Annotated in this window: 1 pseudogene; it reads right to left on the bottom strand. The window is 59.8% G+C overall.

The annotated features are described in order from the left end of the window. Nucleotides 1-287: 287 nt before the first annotated feature. Nucleotides 288-656: pseudogene (locus EOB49_RS30725) on the bottom strand (site-specific integrase); the annotation flags it as partial.

Below are 656 nucleotides of genomic sequence, written 5' to 3'. Positions count from 1 at the left end.
CACTGCATTGACATTGCAGGGGTCACAGGTTCAATCCCTGTCACGCCCACCATCCTTTCAACAACTTAGCTAAGCCGTTGGCCGCGCTGGCACAGAAATGGCACAGGAACATGGCTCTAGTCTCGTGTGATGAATGCGGTGCCGTGTATGAACGGACCGAAGCCAAGCTACCAGCGCGCGATCGAGACCGCCATGAATGCGGATGCGGAGCCATAATGGAAACTTGGAACGGCACTACCCTTCCTGTCTACAAATTGGTCAAGCGTTCTGAGAGCTGGCCTAAGTAGCTAGACTTCGGCCGCGTTCTTCTGAAAGTCGACGTGGTGGTGGCCATAGACCTTATCGAGCGTCTTGGCCGACATCCCGAGCGCGCCAGCCGCTTCCCAGATATCCACGCCCTTGAACATCATCCAGGTTGCGCGGGTATGGCGGAGGACGTGCGGCGTGATTGCCGGCTGTCCCGTGATGGTCGGATCTAACCATGCGTTGTCGATCGCCATTTCCCAAGCGGTGCGGACAGAGGCCACGCCCCGGCCCATATAGCTGACGACATGCAGACAGACCGCCACGGGCTCGCCGGCCTGCCTGGCGGCCTCGTCACGGGCGTTGTCGTCGATGAGCTTCCACCGCCTCAGATGGGCGCTCATCCGCTTGCC

This window comes from Mesorhizobium sp. M7A.F.Ca.MR.148.00.0.0, assembly GCF_003997735.1.
Classification (GTDB): Bacteria; Pseudomonadota; Alphaproteobacteria; order Rhizobiales; family Rhizobiaceae; genus Mesorhizobium.
Note: the sequence above shows the minus strand (reverse complement) of the source record. Positions and strands in the feature narration are given on the sequence as shown.